Source organism: Micromonospora sp. NPDC020750 (assembly GCF_044334565.1).
GTDB lineage: Bacteria > Actinomycetota > Actinomycetes > Mycobacteriales > Micromonosporaceae > Micromonospora.
This window is the reverse complement of record NZ_JBIRTH010000005.1, coordinates 360,540-377,740: the sequence shown is the minus strand read 5'-3', so window position 1 is coordinate 377,740 and position 17,201 is coordinate 360,540. Positions and strand designations below refer to the sequence as shown.

General features: G+C 74.3%; 9 protein-coding genes. 8 read left to right on the top strand and 1 reads right to left on the bottom strand.

All coding sequences use genetic code 11. The features are described from left to right. Positions 1-95: 95 nt before the first annotated feature. The 8 genes from ACH4T9_RS18115 to ACH4T9_RS18080 all read left to right on the top strand — a co-directional run bounded on the left by ACH4T9_RS18115 (position 96) and on the right by ACH4T9_RS18080 (position 16,050). On the top strand, positions 96-851 hold the full coding sequence (locus tag ACH4T9_RS18115; RefSeq protein ID WP_396672292.1) for a LuxR C-terminal-related transcriptional regulator: 756 nt from the start codon (positions 96-98) through the stop codon (positions 849-851). Between the two features lie 5 nt (positions 852-856). Beyond that, positions 857-1,696 (top strand): aminoglycoside phosphotransferase family protein, encoded by an 840-nt coding sequence (locus ACH4T9_RS18110; RefSeq protein ID WP_396672293.1) that lies wholly within the window; start codon positions 857-859, stop codon positions 1,694-1,696. A 188-nt stretch (positions 1,697-1,884) separates the two neighbouring features. Then, positions 1,885-5,112: an amino acid adenylation domain-containing protein gene (locus ACH4T9_RS18105; RefSeq protein ID WP_396672294.1), complete on the top strand. Its 3,228-nt coding sequence runs from the start codon at positions 1,885-1,887 to the stop codon at positions 5,110-5,112. Beyond that, positions 5,105-7,375: a beta-ketoacyl synthase N-terminal-like domain-containing protein gene (locus tag ACH4T9_RS18100; RefSeq protein WP_396672295.1), complete on the top strand. Its 2,271-nt coding sequence runs from the start codon at positions 5,105-5,107 to the stop codon at positions 7,373-7,375. The genes ACH4T9_RS18105 and ACH4T9_RS18100 overlap by 8 nt, the downstream gene beginning before the upstream one ends. Next, positions 7,375-7,641 (top strand): phosphopantetheine-binding protein, encoded by a 267-nt coding sequence (locus tag ACH4T9_RS18095; protein WP_396672296.1) that lies wholly within the window; start codon positions 7,375-7,377, stop codon positions 7,639-7,641. The genes ACH4T9_RS18100 and ACH4T9_RS18095 overlap by 1 nt, the downstream gene beginning before the upstream one ends. Beyond that, positions 7,641-11,114, top strand: a complete 3,474-nt coding sequence (locus tag ACH4T9_RS18090) for an amino acid adenylation domain-containing protein (protein ID WP_396672297.1) — start codon at positions 7,641-7,643, stop codon at positions 11,112-11,114. The genes ACH4T9_RS18095 and ACH4T9_RS18090 overlap by 1 nt, the downstream gene beginning before the upstream one ends. Next, the gene (locus ACH4T9_RS18085; RefSeq protein ID WP_396672298.1) at positions 11,111-13,999 is read left to right on the top strand and encodes a beta-ketoacyl synthase N-terminal-like domain-containing protein; all 2,889 of its coding nucleotides are present in this window, start codon (positions 11,111-11,113) and stop codon (positions 13,997-13,999) included. Before ACH4T9_RS18090 ends, ACH4T9_RS18085 begins: the two co-directional genes overlap by 4 nt. Further along, on the top strand, positions 13,996-16,050 hold the full coding sequence (locus ACH4T9_RS18080) for an amino acid adenylation domain-containing protein (RefSeq protein WP_396672299.1): 2,055 nt from the start codon (positions 13,996-13,998) through the stop codon (positions 16,048-16,050). The genes ACH4T9_RS18085 and ACH4T9_RS18080 overlap by 4 nt, the downstream gene beginning before the upstream one ends. A gap of 97 nt (positions 16,051-16,147) precedes the next feature. Here the strand turns inward: ACH4T9_RS18080 and ACH4T9_RS18075 are convergent, their stop codons facing one another. Beyond that, entirely contained in the window at positions 16,148-17,131 is a 984-nt protein-coding gene (locus tag ACH4T9_RS18075; RefSeq protein ID WP_396672300.1) for a GlxA family transcriptional regulator, read from the bottom strand. Positions 17,132-17,201: the final 70 nt, after the last annotated feature.

Sequence of the window (17,201 nt, the reverse complement as noted above, 5' to 3'; positions counted from 1 at the left end):
GTGTTGTGATGGTCAGCGTGGGCTCGACCACCGAATCGGCTCTTACGATGAGGCGGGAGCCAGGAGGTGTCGCGTACGAGGCAGGATCGCGTGCCGTGACAGTTGTGCTGGCCGACGCCCAGCCGGTGGTGCGCAAGGGCCTGCGTGCCCTGCTGTCCTCCTCGGCCGAGGTCACCGTGGTCGCCGAGGTGGGTACCGCGCGGGAGGCGATGAAAGGGGCGGCGTCGCTGCGCCCCGACGTGCTCGTGCTCGACATCGAGCTGCCGGACTTCCAGGCGGGGGTGACGCTGCAGGAGATCGCCCGGCTCTCGCCCTCGACCGCGGTGCTGGTCTTCACCGCGGTCGAGGACGAGGGGTCGGTCTTCGCGGCCATGCGTGCCGGCGCGCGGGGCTACGTGCTCAAGAGCTGTCCGGGCGACGGCATCGTGCGGACGATCCGGGGCCTCGCGACGGGCGAGGTGATCCTTGGACCCAGGGTGGCCGACCAACTCATCGCGAAGCTCGGCCGGGAACCCCGCAACCAGCAGCTCTTTCCGGAGCTGACGGCGCGCGAGCGGCAGGTGCTGGAGCTGATCGCATCGGGCATGCGCAACGGGGCGATCGCCACGCAGCTGCACCTGTCGCCCAAGACGGTCAGCAACCACATCTCGACAATTTTCAACAAGTTGAACGTGTCGGACCGGTACGAGGCGATCGAGGTCGCCCGGAAGGCCAGGCTGGAGCGTCCCGCGCCGAGTCCCGACCGGGTGTCCGGTGGCAGCGTCCCGCTGGCACACAGGTGGGGCGCGACACCCTTGCCGAAGGTGGGCGACTCCGCCGAGTACGCCGACGCGCGATCGACGAAGAGGTGAGTGGGATGGTCCTTGATCTGGAAGCGATCACGAATCGGCTGGAGCCGAGGTTCGGCAAGGCGGCGCACCGCTGGGTCGGCACGTTGACCCAGCGGCTGGACGAACTCGTCGAGCAGTGGGGGCTCGACCTCGGCGACCAGCTCAAGTCCGGCAACTCCTCGGTGGTGTTCCGGTGCCGGGGCCCGCAGGGAGACGCGGTGCTGAAGCTGTCACCCGACAGCTACGCCGTGCGGGAGGAGGTCGACATGCTGCGCCAGTTCGCGGCCAGCGGGCGGGTGCCGGCGGTGCTGGCGGTGGCCAAGGGCGCGGTGCTGCTTGAATCGATCCACCCGGGCACGTTGGTGGAGAAGATGCCGCAGCCGCCCTCGCCGGCGGAGTACGCCGCGTTCCTCAACGACCTGCACGGCGTCGGGGACCCGGCGGCCGCGCCGCGGCGGCTGGAGGACTGGATCGACGTGCTGTTCAACTCGGCGGTGCGGCGCGGCGCCGACCTCGCCGGGTCGAAGCGGCTCCGCGACGACCTGTTCGCGGCACCCACCGACACCGTGCTGCTGCACGGCGACCTGCACCTGGGCAACGTGCTCAGCGGCGGTGCGAAGGGCCTGGTGGCCATCGACCCGATGGCCTGCGCCGGTGACCCCTGCTTCGACGCGGTCGACTACGTGCTGGAGGGCCTGGACCGTGCGGAGATGTTGCGCCGGCGTGACGAGTTGGCAGCGGCGGCCGGCATCGACGTGGAGCGGCTCGACATGTGGTGCCGGGTGACCGCCCCGATCGGGGCGACGTACGTCAGCAACCCGGGGCACTCCGCGGAGCTGGCCGCTTTCGGCCGCGGCGAGTACTAGCGACGTTCCACGGCGGTGCGCGAATCCCGACCGGCCCCCGGTCCGACGGCTGACCCCGTCGGGCCGGGGGCCGGGCCGCGTCCGGCGGAGGCGTCAAAGGTGCCGGGAACCCGACCCGGGAGGTTTTCCCCGGGGAGCGGGGAACGATGCTCTGTCGGGTGGGACGTCCGGCGGACCACGCTCGATGCATGGTTCGTACCGGTCCTGCTTCCTTCGCTCAGGAACGACTCTATTTCCTCAACCAGCTTCAGCCCGGCAACCCGGCGTACGTGGTGGCCTTCGCGGTCCACCTGCACGGCGCGCTGCGACCCGAGGTGCTGCGCGGGGCGCTCACGCGCGTCGTCGCCCGGCACGACGCGCTGCGCACCACGTTCGCGCTGGTCGACGGTGTGCTCACCCAGCGGGTGTCGCCCACCCCGCACGCGGACATCGACGTCGAGGTGGGCGGGTGGGCCGACCGGGACACCCAGGAGACCTTCCTGCACACCCTGGTCGCCGAGCAGGCCCGGCGTCCCTTCGGGCTCGGCGACGGGCCGGTGCTGCGCGCCTTCCTGCGTTCCTGGGGCCCGGACGAGCACACGCTCGCGGTGTTGGTGCACCACATCGCCTGCGACGGCTGGTCGGTGGGCCTGCTGCTGCGGGACCTCGCCGCCGAGTACAACGCCGCGCTGTCCGGAACCGCCGCCGCCGCGTACGCCGAACCGCCGCAGTCCCACCTGACGTACGCGCGGCGGCAGCGCGAGTCCTGGGAGCGCGACAGCTCCGGGCTGGACTTCTGGCGAGCCCGGCTGCGTGACGTTCCGCAGCTCGCGCTGCCCACCGACTTCCCCCGGCCGAGTGTGCTCAGCGCCGACGGCGTGGTGCTCCGCCGCCCCGTCGAGCCCGCGCTGGTCGAGCGGCTCACCGGATGGGCCAGGGAGCGGGGCGCAACGCTGTTCGCGGTGACGCTTGCCGCGTACGCCTCGGTGCTGTCGCGGTACGCGCGCCAGGACGAGGTGGTGATCGGCGTGCCGGTGGCCAACCGGATGGACGAGGCCGAGGAGCGCGTCGTCGGCTGCCTGGTCAACACGCTGCCGATCCGCCTCGACGTGTCCGGCCGGCCGAGCTTCGCCGAACTGGTCGACCGGGCCCGCGGGGCCAGCATGGCCGCGTTCGCCAACCAGGACGTGCCGTTCGAACAGATCGTGCGGGCCACCGTGGGGGAGCGGCAGCTCAGCCACGCCCCGCTGTTCCAGACCTCCCTGACGGTGCAGAACTTCCCGTTCGCGTTCCCCGAGTTCGACGGGGTGAAGCTGACCGAGGTCGACGTCGAGATCGACGTCACCAAGTTCGACCTGGGCCTGACCCTCGACGTCTCCACCGCCACGCCGTTCCTGCGTGCCGAGTACAGCACCGAACTGTTCACCCCGGCGACCGTCGAGACGCTGCTCAACCACTACCTGACCTTCCTGAGGTCGGTCGTCGACGAGCCGGGCGACGAGCCGTCCATGGTGGCGGAGGCCGAGCGGCTGCTGCTGACCGAGGGGGTGAATCCGCCGGTCCCGCAGCGGCCGGTCGAGCACCCGTCGGTGCTGCGCCGGTTCGCCGAGCACGTGGCGCACACCCCGGACGCGGTGGCGGTGCGCCACCGGGACGTGGAGGTCACCTACGCCGAGCTGGACCGGTGGGCCGGGCGGATCGCGGCGGGCCTGGCCGATCGGGGCGTACGGCGCGGCGACCGGGTCGGGCTGCTGCTGCGCCGCTCGCCCGCGATCGTCGCGGCGATCCTGGGCGTGTGGAAGCTCGGCGGCGTCTACGTGCCACTGGACCCCGAGTACCCGCAGCAGCGCCTCGACCTGATCACGGCCAGCGCCGCGATGCCGTTCATGCTGGTGGAGGCCAGCACCGCCGACACCGCCGGGGCCCTGGCGCAGGACCGCGACATCCGGCTGGCCGACGCGCACACCCTCAACGGGACGTCCGTGGTCGCGGAGACGTTCCCCGGGCCGGGTGACCAGGCGTACATCATCTACACCTCGGGCTCCACCGGGGTGCCCAAGGGCGTCATGGTCGGACACGGCGGCCTGGACGCCCTGCACAGCCCGACCCCGGCCGGCCTCGACGTCACCGCCGCCGACGTGTGGCTGGCGGCGAGCTCGTTCTCGTTCGACGCCTCGGTGTGGGAGATGTGGGGAGCGCTGACCACCGGCGGCCGGCTGGTCGTCGCCGACCAGGCCGACCTGGTGGACCGGCAGCGGCTGGCCGCGTTGGTACGCCGCGAGGCCGTCACGGTGGTCTTCCAGACCCCGGGTGCGCTCTACCGGCTGCTGCCCCCCTACCTGCGGCTGCTGGGCGCGCACGAGGTCTCCAGCATCCGCTACGTCATCCTGGGCGGCGAGGCGCTGAGCTGGTCGCGGGTCACGTCGCTGGTCGCCGGCACGCCGGGCATGCGCGCGGTGTTCGTCAACATGTACGGCATCACCGAGGGCACCATCCACGTCACGATCTTCGCGGCGCCCGCCGCGGACCTGGCCCGGGTCAGGGAGGGCAACGTCGGTGTGCCGTTGCCGTCGGGGCGCTGCTACGTCCTCGACGACGACCTGCGGCCGACCGGTCTCAACGTGCCCGGCGAGCTGTACTGCGGCGGCGTGCTCGTCGCGCACGGCTACGTGGACAACCCGGAGCTGACCGGGGCGCGCTTCCTGCCCGACCCGTACGGCGGGGGCGTGATGTACCGGACCGGCGACGTGGTCAAGTGGGGCGTCGACGGGAACCTGGTGTACCTCGGCCGCAACGACACCCAGGTGCAGCTGCGCGGCTACCGCGTCGAGCTGGCCGAGGTCGAGGGCGCGTTCCTGACCCACCCGGCGGTGCGTTCGTGCGCCGTGGCGGCGGAGAACGACGAGCTGGCCGCCTTCGTCGTCGGCGAGTTCGGCCCGGACGCCGAACGCGAGCTGCGGGCCTACGTGCGGGGGACGTTGCCGGCGTACATGGTGCCGTCGCGGATCCTGACCGTCGCGGCGATCCCGCTGACCGCGCACGGCAAGGTGGACACCGCGCGGCTGCTGGCCGACAGCCGCGCCGCGCGCACGGCCGCCGCCCCCGCGGCGCGGCGCGACCGCACCGCCGGCACCGGCCTGGAGGAGCGCATCCGGGCCTGCTGGGGCGAGGTGCTGGACCGGGTCGACATCGGGCTGCACGACAACTTCTTCGACCTGGGCGGGCACAGCTTCACGCTGATCGCGCTGCAACAGCGGCTCTCCGAGGAGGGCCTGGACGTCTCCGTGACGGACCTGTTCCGCTCCGGCACGGTCGCCGGCTGCGCCGCGCACCTGCAACAGGAGGCCCCGGTGCTCGCCGACGCGAAGGTGGCGCAGCGCCGTCAGGGCCGCGCCCTGCTCGCCGACCGGCGCCGCACCGGAGGCGGCCGTGGCTGAACTCGACGACAGCGCGGCGGTGGCGGTGGTCGGCATGGCCGTACGGGCCCCGGGCGCCGAACGCGACCTGGACCTGTTCTGGCACAACGTGGTCAACGGAGTCGACGCGGTCACCTTCTTCACACCCGAGCAGCTCGTCGGCTGGGGCGTGCCCAAGGACGTGGTGGAGCGGCCCGACTTCGTGCCCGCCCGGGCGGTGCTGCGCGACGCGGACCGCTTCGACCACCGGCTGTTCAGCTACTCGCCGTCGGACAGTGCGCTGATGGACCCGCAGCAGCGGATCCTGCTGGAGTGCGCCTGGACCGCGCTGGAGCACGCCGGCCACCCGCCCGTCGCCGCCGACGGCAACCGGATCGGCGTGTACGTCGGCACCGGCCTGAACGTCTACCTGCTCGACAACGTGTGGCCCAACGAACGCGCGGTCGAGGCGGCCGGCGGCCTGGGGCTGATCATCGGCAGCGACAAGGACTTCGCGGCCACCCGGATCGCGTACAAGCTCAACCTGCAGGGTCCGGCGCTGGCCGTGCAGACCGCCTGCTCGACGTCGCTGGTCGCGGTGCACCAGGCGGTGCAGGCGTTGCTGACCTACGACGCCGACGTGGCGCTGGCCGGGGGCGCCACGGTTGCCCCGCCGACGCGGCGCGGGCACCTGTACGAGCCCGGCGGGATCTTCTCCGCCGACGGCCGGTGCCGGGCCTTCGACGCCGCGGCCGACGGCACCGTTCCCGGCGACGGCGCGGGTGTGGTGGTGCTCAAGCGGCTCGGGGACGCGCTACGCGACGGCGACACCGTGCACGCCGTGATCCGCGGCTCCGCGGTCAACAACGACGGCTCCCGCAAGGCGGGCTTCACCGCGCCCGGCCCCACCGGCCAGAGCGGTGTGATCTCGGCGGCGCTGAGCGTGGCCGACGTCGACCCGGAGACCGTCGGCCTGATCGAGACCCACGGCACCGGCACCGCGCTCGGCGACCCGATCGAGGTGGCGGCGCTGCGACAGGTCTTCGACAGCGTTCGGCCCGACCGGCTGCCCTGCGCGCTCGGCGCGGCCAAGTCGGTCGTCGGGCACCTGGACACCGCCGCCGGGGTGATCGGCCTGATCAAGACCGTGCTGGCGCTGAAGCACCGGGTGATCCCGCCGATCGCCCACCTGCTCACACCCAGCCCGGCGGTCGAACTGGACGGTTCGGTGTTCGAGCTGCCGGCGACGGCCCGACCCTGGGAGCCGATCGACGGCGTACGCCGGGCCGGGGTGAGCGCCTTCGGCATCGGCGGCACCAACGCCCACGTCGTGCTGGAGCAGGCCCCGGCCGTCCGGCCCCGGCCGCGCCGCCACGTCACCGAGCTGGTCCTGGTCTCCGCCAAGACCGCCGTCGTGGCGCAGGACAGCCTGGACCGCGCCGTCGCCCACGTGGCCGGGACGACGCCCGGCGAACTGGCCGACCTCGCGTACACGCTGCGGACCGGCCGGGCCGAGCTGCCGTGGCGGGCCGCGTTCCTGACCGGAGCACACGGCTCGCCGTCGACGGTCCGGCAGGCCGGCGCGAAGGCGCGGGCGCGCGGGGTGGCGCTGCACCTCACCGGGGCCGGCGAGCTGACCGGCAACCGGCCCAACTACGACGCCGACCCGGTGTACCGCCGGGTCGTCGACGAGGGCGTGGCGCTGCTGCGCGATCACGACCTCGACGAGGCCGTCCGGGAGCGCTGCGACCGGCTGCTGGCCTGTGTCGGCCTGGCGCAGTCGCTGCGCAGCCGGGGGCTGGCCCCGCGCGCCGTGGCCGGCGCCGGCATCGGCGCGGTGGCCTGCGCGGTCGTGGCGGGGATCATGTCCGTCGCGGACGCGCTGGGGCTGATCCGCGGCACCGGCGTCGACGGCATCCGGCTCGGCCCGGCCGACCTGCCCGTCCACGCCTCCGACGGGCAGCCGCTGACCGGCGGCGGCGACCTCGCGTACTGGCGGGCGCGGGCGGCCGAACCGCCTGCGCCGGCGACGCTGCCCGTCGACCTCGACCCGGTGTTCTGGATCGAGGTCGGCACGAGCGTCACCCCGCACCTGGGCCCGGACCAGCCCGTGCTGCCCGCCGACCGGCACGCCCGGCTGCTCGCGACCGTCGGCGCGCTGTGGCAGCTGGGTGTCATCGGCGCCTGGGACGGCGTGCACGACACCGGACGGCGTCGGCTGCCCGCCCCCACCTACCCCTTCGCGGCCACCCGGCACTACCTGGACGCCCCCGCGACCCACCTGGACACAGAGAGGCACCACTGATGCGCGACGTACACGACCGGACCTGGGTGGCCGAGTTCGAGGAACTGTGGATGGAGGTGCTCGGCGTCGACACGGTCGACGACGACGACGACTTCTTCGACCTCGGCGGCCACTCGCTCAGCGCGCTGCGGCTGAGCACGCTGATCCGTCAGGAGCTCAACCTCGCGGTGATGTTCGGCCACGTCCTGGAGAACCCCCGCCTCGCCGACCTGCGTGACGTCGCGAGCCAGGTGTCGCCGGACAAGCCCGTGGCGGAGAGCGTGTGATGGCCGCCCGCGACCTCACCACCTGGACGCCGCTCGCCGCGCGGGTGCTCGGCCTCACGCCCGAGCACCTGCGCGACGCGGCCGGCACGGAGTCGTTCGTCGCCCTCGGCGGCACCTCGCTACAGGCCATCGCGTTGGTCTCGCTGGGTCAGCGTGAGCTGCGGGCGCACGTGGACAGCGCCCGGCTGCTGTCGGCGCTGCCGCTGGCGCGGGCGCTGGCCGGCGCGGTGGACTACGTGGACACCGCGCCGCCGGTGGCCGCGCAGCGACCCGCCGAGCTGGAACTGCTGCCCGGCCAGCGGTCCATGCTGGCAGCGCACCTGCTCGACCAGGACGCGCCCTACCACCTGATGTTCACGCTGGAGGCGGACGGGCCGCTCGACGAGGACCGGACCCGCTCGGCGCTGCGCGAGTTGGCGACCCGGCACGAGGCGTTGCGCACCCGGTTCGTCCGGGACCCGCATCAGGCCCGGATCGTGCTGCCCGCGCCGTACGAGCCGAGGCTGCTGCACCAGACGTTGCCCGACGACGACGCGGTACGCGCCGTGCACGAGCTCTACGGCCGGTCGGCCGCGCGGTTGCTGCGCCCCTTCGAGCAGCCGCCGGTCGTCTTCGTGTTGACCCGCGCCGGGCAGCGTGACCTGCTGACCATGCTGGTGCACCACACGATCGCCGACGGCTGGAGCGTCGGCGTGCTCTGGCGCGAGTTCGCCGAGTTCTACGCCGGCGCCGGTCCGGCGGGCGCGGCGCCGTCGCCGGACTGGGTCGGCTCGCGGCTGGCCGCGCAGGAGGCCTCCGGGGCGTTGGACGGCGCGCTGGCCCGGACGGCGGCCCGGCTGGACGGCGCGCCGTTCACGGTGACGCTGCCCACCGACCTGCCGCCGGTCGTCGAGGCCGACGGTCACGGCGCACGGCTGCATCTGCACCTCGACGCCGAGGCAGCGCGGGCCGCGACCGAGCTGGCCCGGCACTGCCGGGTGACGGTGACGTCGGTGGCCATGGCGGCGTGGGCACTGGCCGTGTCCCGCCGCGCGGGCCTGAGCGACCTGGTGCTCGGGGTGCCGGCGGCGGGCCGTTTCGAGGCGGGCATGGACGGCATCGTGGGCCTGTGCACCCGGGTCGTCCCGGTGCGCTGCGCCGCGGCCGACGACGTCGACGCGCGGGACTACGTACGCGGCGTGGCGGCGGCGCTGGCCGAGGCGGTGGCCGACGCCGACGTGCCGTTCGAGCGGGTCGTCTCCGGGCTCGGCGTCCCCAGCGACCCGGGCCGCAACCCGCTGGCGCAGTTCGGCTTCGCCGCCCACCACGAGCTGGTGCCCGACGAGCTGGCCGCCGGCGGTCGCACCTGGCGGGTCCACGAGGGCCACTGCCACGGCGCGGTGTTCGACGCGCTGCTCTACCTCCAGTCGTGGTCGTGTCGTCCCCGGTTCGCCCTGGAGTACGCGACGTCGGCGCTCACCGCCGCCGACGCCGGGGAGCTGGCCGAGTCGTTCCGGGCGACGCTGCTGGAGCTGGCCGCCGGTCCGGGCGCGGCCCTGCGCGACGTCACGACCCTGTCGGCGCGGCAGCACGCCCGGCTGCGGGAGCTGGGCGCGGGCGGCTCGTACGACACCTCCGGCGACGTGTGGAGCCGGTTCGCGGCGCACGCGGAGTCGGCGGGCGAGCGGATCGCGCTGGTCGACGCGCACGCCGGGCTCACGCTGACCTACCGTGAGCTGCACGACCATGCCGTCGAGCAGTCGCGGCTACTGCACGCGCACGGCGTGCGCGCCGGTGACGCGGTGATCCTGGAGCTGCCGCGCTCGGCTGCCGAGGCCGTCGCGGTGCTGGGTGTGCTGCGGCTGGGCGCGCACTACGTCGCGGTCGACCAGCACGCCACCGGCGAGTGGCGGGCGCACGTCGCCGCCGCCGTCGCGCCGCGGGCCCGACTCGGCGCGGACGCGCCCGGCCCGGAGTGGTCGGGCGTCGCCGAATGTGCCCTGGCCTGCTCGGCGACGCCGCCGCGGGGCGGGGCGGACGGCTCCGGCGCAGGGAACGGCGACCGCCCGGTCGGGGCGGCCCCGACCGACCCGGCGCGGACCGCGTACGTCTCCTTCACGTCGGGCTCCACCGGGGTGCCCAAGGGCGTGGTCGTGCCGCACCGGGCGGTGCTGCGGCTGGCGGACGATCCCCACCTGTTCGCCGACCCGGCGGGCATGCGGATCACGCGGCTGTCCCCGCTCGCGTTCGACGCGTCCACGCTGGAGCTGCTGGTGCCGCTGGCCAACGGCGACACGGTGGTGGTGTTCCCGCCCGGGGAGCCGACGCCGAGCGGGCTGGCCGATTTCCTGCGCACCGCCGGGATCACCCACGTCTGGCTCACCTCGGGCGTGTTCCACCTGGTCGCCGACCACCGCCCGGACGCGTTCGCCGGGCTGCGGCAGCTGTTCACCGGCGGCGGTGTGGTCTCACCGCCGCACGTGCGCCGGGTGTTGCGGGCCTGCCCGGGGCTGCGGGTCACCAACGCCTACGGCCCCACCGAGAACACCACGTTCACCACGACGTACCCGGTCGACCACGCCGACGCGACGCCGGACCCGCTGCCGATCGGCGCGGCGGTGCACGGCACCGACCTGTACGTCGTCGACCCGTCCGGACGCCTCGTCGCGCCAGGTGCGGTCGGCGAGCTGTGCACGGCGGGGACCGGGCTCGCCGACGGCTACCTCAACGACCCCGTACGCACCGAGGCGTCGTTCGTCCGGCACCGGGACCCCGGGGTGCGTTTGTACCGCACCGGGGACCTGGTGCGCTGGGGCGCGGACGGGCAACTGCGCTTCCTGGGCCGCAACGACCGCCAGGTGAAGATCGCCGGGCACCGGGTGGAGCTGGTCGACGTCGAGCGCAGGCTGCGGGCGCAGCCCGGGGTACGCGACGCGGTGGTGTTCACCACCGGCGACCCGGTGACGGGCGTACGCCTGTGCGCCGCGCTCAAGCCGGGGCCCGACGGCCTGGACGTGGCCGGTGTGCGCCGGGCGGTGGAGGCTGAACTGCCCCCCTACGCCCGGCCGCAGCAGTGGGTGACGGTGGCCGAGTTCCCGCTCGACCGCAACGGCAAGGTCGACCTGCGGGCCGTGGGCGCGCTGGCCGGCGTGCCGCAGCCGGCCGACCCGACCCGGGCCGACCCAGCGGTGGCCGACCCGGCGGTGGGGCGGCCGGCGCGGATCCCCGCCCGGGGCTCGGTGTCGCTGGCCGAGTTCGAGGAACTGGTGACGGTGGCCTGGGTGGAGGCGCTGGGCACCGACGACTTCGACGTCGACGAGGCGTTCTTCGACGTCGGCGGGGAGTCGCTGCGGCTGGCGATCGTGCGCCGGCTGCTGCAGGAGCGGCTGGCCGGCCGGGTCATCCCGCTGACCGACCTCTACCGCTTCCCGACCGTCCAGACGCTGGCCAGGCATCTGCACGCACAGACCGAAGGAGCAGGCGCATCCTCATGAACGGCGACATCGCGATCGTAGGCATGGCGGGCCGGTTCCCCGGCGCTGCCGACGTCTGGGAGTACTGGTCCAACGTGGTCGCCGGGACGATCACGATCAGCGAGCTGACCCGCGGCGAACTGCTGGCCGCGGGCGTGTCCGCCGACCGGCTCGACGACCCGACGTACGTGCCGGCGCGGGGCGTGCTGGCCGACCCGGACCTGTTCGACGCCGCCTTCTTCGGCATCACGCCACGGGAGGCCGAGACCATGGATCCGCAGCACCGGCTGCTGATGCAGACGGCGTGGGCCGCGTTGGAGTCCGCCGGGCTGGCCGGCCAGCAACCGTTCGGGCGGGTCGGCGTGTTCGCCGGGGCCGGCTTCAACTACTACGCGCTGCACCACGTGTTCACGCAGCCCGGCCTGGTCGAGACCCAGGGGCTGCTGTCGGTCGTGCTGGGCAACGAGAAGGACCACCTGGCCGCGAAGATCGCGTACCGGCTGGACCTGGGCGGTCCGGCGGTCACCGTGCAGACCGCCTGCTCGACGTCGCTGGTGGCGGTGCACCTGGCGTGCCAGAGCCTGCGCGCCGGCGACTCGGATGTCGCGCTCGCCGGCGGAGTGTGTGTGGCCGTGCCGCAGCAGGCCGGCTACCTCTACGAGACGAAGGGCATCATGTCGGCCGACGGCACGTGCCGGCCCTTCGACGCCTCGGCCGACGGGACCGTTCCCGGCAACGGCGTCGCCATGGTGACGCTCAAACGCGCCGAGGACGCCCGCCGCGACGGGGACACCGTGTACGCCCTGATCAAGGGGTCGGCGGTGAACAACGACGGGGGCCTGAAGGTCGGCTACACCGCGCCCGGCGTCGCCGGGCAGATCGACGTGCTGACGCGCGCGTACGCCGCCGCCGCCGTCGACCCCGCGAGCGTCGGTTACCTTGAGTCGCACGGCACCGCCACCGAGGTCGGCGACGCGATCGAGCTGGCGGCGTTGACCGAGGTGTTCCGTCGGGGCGAGCAGCCGTGCTCGATCGGCTCGGTCAAGGCCAACGTCGGCCACCTCGACGCGGCGGCCGGTGTCGCGGGCCTCATCAAGGCCACGCTGGCGCTGCACTTCCGGCAGATCCCGCCGCTGGCCGGCCTCAAGCAGGCCCGGCCCGAACTGCTCGACGGGTCGACCCCGTTCACCGTGGACAGCGTGGCCCGACAGTGGGACACCGCCGGCGGGCCGCGCCGGGCGGCGGTCAGCTCCTTCGGCCTGGGCGGCACCAACGCCCACGTGGTGCTCCAGGAGGCCGACGGGCCGGCCGTGCCCGGTTCCTCCACGACCGACGGCGACGCCGAGCTGATCGTGCTGTCCGGGCGCAGCCCGGAGGCGGTCCGTGCGGGCGCCGAGCAGCTGAGCGAACACCTGCGGCAGCGCCCCGACCTGGCCGTCGGCGATGTCGCGCTGACGTCGCAGACGTACCGCAGGCACTTCCCGCACCGGCTCGCGGTCGCCGCGCGGGACGTCCCGGCGGCGCTGACCCGGCTGCGCAGGGCGCCGGTCCGCGAGGCGGCCCGCCGGCCCAGCGTGGTGTTCCTGTTCCCGGGCCAGGGCGCGGAGTTCCCCGCCATGTCGCGGGGCCTCTACGACCGCTACCCGTCCTTCCGCGCCGACCTCGACCACGGGGCGGGGCTGCTGGCCCCGGACCTGGGGCTGGACCTGCGCGACGTGCTGGTCGACGTCGACCCGCACGGCGTCGTGCACCGCACCGACATCACCCAGCCCGCGCTGGCGCTGCACGAGCTCGCGCTCGGCAGGCTGCTGGTGTCGTGGGGCGTACGCCCGGCGGCGCTGATCGGCCACTCGATCGGCGAGTTCGCGGCCGCGGCGCTGGCCGGTGAGATGGCCGCCGAGGACATGCTGCGCCTGGTCGTGACCCGCGGCAGGCTGATGCAGGACGCGCCCGAGGGTGGCATGCTGGCCGTGCTCGCGCCGGTGCCCGCCCTCCAGGAGCACCTGGCGGGCCTCGACGACCTCGACGTGGCCGCGCGCAACGGCCCCGAGGTCACCGTGGTGGCCGGGCCGGTGGCGCAGCTCGCCGCGTTCCGGGAGCGCCTGGATGCGGCCGGGATCCGCTGCCGGACGTTGCCCGCGCAGCGCGCCTTCCACTCGCGGATGATGGCCGGGGCGGCCCGGCTGCTCGGCGTCGAGGCGGACCGCATCGCCCAGCGACCCCGCACCATCGCGGTGGTCAGCAGCATCGACGGCGGGTTGCTCGGCAAGGGGCTGCCGCGCGCCGAGGGCTACTGGGCCGCGCAACTGCGCAGCCCGGTGCGCTACCACGACGCGCTGCTGACCGGGCTGGGCCTGCCCGATCCGGTCCTGGTCGAGGTCGGGCCGGGCACCGCGCTGACCGGCGCGGCCCGGGACACGCCACAGGACGGGCGGCGGGTACCCGGGTTCGCCCTACAGCCCCGGCCGACGCAGCGGGCCGACGCCGGTGACGTGCTCGCCGGACTCGGCGGGCTGTGGACCGCCGGAGCGGCCGTGGACTGGGCCGCGGTGCGCGGCGACAGCAGGGCGCGGCGGGTCGCGCTGCCCACGTACCCGTTCGCCCGTACCCGGCACTGGCTCGACGCCGCACCGGCGCGACCGGCCGAGGACCCTCCGCAACCGGCGGCGGACCCCGCCGGTGAGGGCGGGGACGAGGTGCTGAAGGAGATCATTGAATTGTGGGGCAGGATGCTCGGCTCTCCCGAGATCGGGCCGGACGCGAACTTCTTCACGCTCGGCGGTGAGTCGCTGCTGTTCATCCGCATGATCAGCCAGGTGCAGCGCAGGTTCGGGGTGCGCGTGCAGACGGAGGCACTGTCCGCCGACCCCACCCCGCGCGTGCTGGCCGGGCTGGTGACGGCATGACCGGCCGGGTCGATCCGACCCTGGCCGCGGCGGTGGCGGCCGTGCTCTGCCACCGCCTGTCGGCCGCGACCTCGGTCGCCGTGCACGGCCCGTGGGGCGACAGCCTGGTGCGGGTCCTCCCGGACAGCACCATGATCCAGGTACGCGAGCAGACGCGCGGCCCGCAGCCGGGTCCCGCCGTCGTGGTCCCCACGTCGGACGAGCCCTCGGCGTCCGTCGCGGTGGACGTCGGGCCGGCGGCGCCCACGACGGGCGACGCCGGGGCGTCGGCGGTGCTGGGCGGAACACCGGTGTGGTTCGCCCGCGGCCACGGCGATCCCGCACACCTGCAGGAGCGCCTGGACACCCTGCACGCCTGGCTCGCCGCCCACCCGGACCGGCCGGTACGGGAAGCCGCGCTCCTCGGCCCGGGGGAGCGCCGGACGTTGCTCGGCTTCAACGCCGCGCCGACCCCCGCGCCGCGTACGCCCGTGCACGAGACGATCTGCCGCCAGGCGCAGCTCACCCCCGATGCCGTCGCGCTGCGCGGCGGCGGACGCGACCGCACCTATCGCGAGTTCCTGGACGAGGCGGCGGCGCTGGCGGGGCGGCTGCGCGCCGAGGGCGTGGGGCCCGGGTCGGTGGTCGGCCTGTGCACCGAGCGAAGCCCCGAGATGGTGGTCGCGGTGCTCGGCGTCCTGCTGGCCGGCGGGGCGTACCTGCCGCTGGATCCGTCCCACCCGCGCCCCCGGCTGGACCTCATGCTCCGCACGGCCGACGCGGCGCTGGTGCTGGCCGACGACGCGGGGCGGACCGCGCTGGGCTCCGGCGGGGAGCCGTCCGTGCCCGTACGGCCGCTGGCGGGCGGTGACCTGCCCGCCGCGCCGGTCGACTGGCGCGGCTACCGGGCGCCGGAGGAGGTGGTGCGGGGGCTGTCGTACGTCATCTTCACCTCCGGCTCCACCGGAGCGCCCAAGGGCGTGCAGATGACGCACCTGTCACTGGCCAACCGGCTGGTGTGGATGCGCGACGAGTACCCCATCGGCCCGGGTGACCTGGTGCTGCAGAAGACGCCGTACACCTTCGACGTGTCGGTGTGGGAGCTGTTGTGGGCGTTCATGACCGGCGCGACCCTGGTCACGGCCGAGGCGCAGGCGCACCGCGATCCGCAGGAGATGGTCGAGGTCGTCGCCCGCCAGTCGGTGACCACGGTGCACTTCGTGCCGTCCATGCTCGCCCTGTTCGTCGAGGAGAGCGGGTTGGGCCGGTGCACCGGCCTGCGCCGGGTGATCTGTAGCGGGGAGGCGCTGCCGCCGAAGCTGGTCAACAAGCTCACCGCCGCTCTGCCGCAGGTCGAGGTGCACAACCTGTACGGGCCGACCGAGGCGGCGATCGACGTCACCGCCTGGCCGTGCCGGCGGCCCGAACCGGGCGACACGGTCCCCATCGGCCGGCCGATCACGAACGTCGCCGCGTACGTCCTCGACGAGCGCGGCGAACTCGCGCCGCTGGGCGTGCCCGGGGAACTGGTCCTCGGCGGGGACTGCCTGGCCCGGGGGTACGCCGGGCGGCCCGACCTGACCGCGGAGCGGTTCGTCGAGGTCGACGTCGCCGGGTGGCCGCAGCGGGTGTACCGCACCGGCGACCTGGCCTGGTGGTCGCCGAGCGGGCACCTCAACTACGGCGGGCGCATCGACACGCAGGTGAAGATCCGCGGGCAGCGGGTGGAACTCGGCGAGATCGAGTCTGTGCTCAACCGGCACCCGCTCGTCGCCAACAGCGTCGTGCTGCTCCGCGACGACCTGGGCGTCGCGGCGACCCTGGTGGCGTACCTGGTGGCCGAGCGCGACGCCGACCCGCGGCGGCTGGCCGAACCCGCGCTGCGCGCCCTCATGGCGCAGCAGTTGCCCGACTACATGGTGCCCCTGCGGTACGTGGTCCTCCCGGAGTTGCCGGCGACCGCGAACGGCAAGGTCGACCGGGGTGCCCTGCCCGCCCCGCCGGCCCGGGTCCGTCGGCCGGTCGTGACCGCCGACGCCGCGGTCGGCCTGTCGGACGCCGGGCGTCGATGACCGGACCGTGCAGGCGGCGCGGCCCGCCGCCGCGCCGCCGCCTCCGTCGGGCACCGCGACCGGGTGGGTCCTCCACGGGGCGGTGCCCGGAAGCCGGTCAGCGCGGCGCGCTCGTCGGCGTGGCACGGCTGGCGCGGAACGTGTGGCGGTAGGTCGTCGGCGACACGCCGATCGTGGCGGTCAGGTGCTGGCGTAGCGAGGCGGCGGTCCCGAACCCCGCCTCGCCGGCGACGCGGTCCACCGGGAGATCGGTCGACTCCAGCAGGCGGCGCGCGTGTGCGACGCGTTGCTGGGTCAACCACTGGCCGGGGGTCGTCCCGACCTCGTCGCGGAAGCGCCGGGAGAACGTTCGCACGCTCATCCGCGCATGGCCGGCCAGCTCGGACAGGGTCAGCGGTCGATGGAGCCGGTCGAGCGCCCAGTCGCGGGTCGTGGACGTGGTGGCCGTGGAAGGCTCGGGCACCGGACGTTCGATGAACTGCGCCTGGCCGCCCTCGCGCCAGGGCGGCACGACGCACAGCCGAGCCACCCGGTTGGCGACCTCGCTGCCGTGGTCGCGGCGAAGGAGGTGCATGCACAGGTCGACCCCGGCGGCGACCCCCGCCGCCGTGAGCACGTCTCCGTCGTCGACGAACAGCACACCTGGGTCGACCTTGATCCGGGGGAACATCCGTTGGAAGCGGTCGGCCTCGTTCCAGTGCGTCGTCGCCGTGCGGCCGTCCAGGAGACCGGCGGCGGCGAGGACGTACGACGCGGTGCAGATCGACACGATACGGGCACCCCGCCGGAGGCGGGTCAATGCCTCGGCCAGCTCGTCAGGAAGCAGGTTCCGGTCCTCCGGGGGACCGCACACGAACGGGGGGATCACCAGGGTGTCCGCCGTCTCGAAGACCTCGGCCCCGTGCCGCACCGCGACGACGAAGTCCGCGCTCGTCGCGACCGGAGCGCCGTCGAGGCTACAGGTGATCACCTCGTAGAGCGGCTCGCCATCCTCCCCTGTCGCGCTGCCGAAGATCCGCACCGGGATGCTCAGCTCGAACGGATAGACACCCTCAAGAGCCAGGACGACGACGCGATGCATGGCCAGATCCTTTCACATGTTGGCGATCTGGCCACTCGAAGCACGTACCCGCCTCCCGCAGTGTTGGCCG